Source organism: Zoogloea sp. (assembly GCF_023150065.1).
Taxonomy (GTDB): domain Bacteria; phylum Pseudomonadota; class Gammaproteobacteria; order Burkholderiales; family Rhodocyclaceae; genus Zoogloea.
On the sequence record NZ_JAKLLN010000155.1, the window covers coordinates 1 to 621 of the forward strand.

Below are 621 nucleotides of genomic sequence, written 5' to 3' on the forward strand. Positions count from 1 at the left end.
GGGCACGCTTCTTTGCCTTCTTTCTTGTCGTGCAACAAGAAAGAAGGTCGCCCGCCGGGGCGAGACCCGGCCAACGTAACGCCAAACAACGGAAAACCGCTCCGTAGCGCCAGAAAAACGCTTTCCCAACGACCGGCGAGACATTTAAAGCCCGGTGGGCCTGCCAGAGACCGTATCTACATAGTCGGCCCTGAACAATCAGGCCGTCCCTTTCCCCGCGGGGGCTGAGCGCCCGTGAGGCCTTGCCGAATCCTCCAGATTCCAGTGCAATCACATTCACTTTCTGGAAGATTTGGAGCGCAGGTTTGCGATGACCACCCCAGATTTTTTCCGCGCCCGGCTCGATGCGATGATCGATCTGCGTCACCCGCTGGCCGTGCTGGTCACCCGCATGCCGTGGGCCGAGATCGAATCGGCGCTGGCGCCGTGCTTTGCCCGTCAGGATCGCCAAGGGCGTCCCATCGAAGGCCTGGATCTGTTTGGCCCGAACTTGCAGGTGGCAGGCGCAGGCACCAGCGCAGCGGGGCGCCCGCGCCTTCCGATCCGGCTGATGGTCGGGCTGCTGTACCTCAAGCATGCCTTCGGCGAGAGCGATGAAACGGTCGTGCAACGCTGGGCGGA

Annotated in this window: 1 protein-coding gene and 1 pseudogene; one reads left to right on the plus strand and one right to left on the minus strand. The window is 62.5% G+C overall.

What is annotated here, in order from left to right; all coding sequences use genetic code 11:
* Positions 1–367: hypothetical protein (locus tag L6Q67_RS24005; protein WP_296576172.1), on the minus strand; the 367-nt coding region annotated here is incomplete at its 3' end.
* Here L6Q67_RS24005 and L6Q67_RS24010 point away from each other — a divergent pair.
* Positions 311–621, plus strand: a pseudogene (locus L6Q67_RS24010) (IS5/IS1182 family transposase); the annotation flags it as partial. The gene L6Q67_RS24005 and the pseudogene L6Q67_RS24010 sit on opposite strands and share 57 nt — an antisense overlap.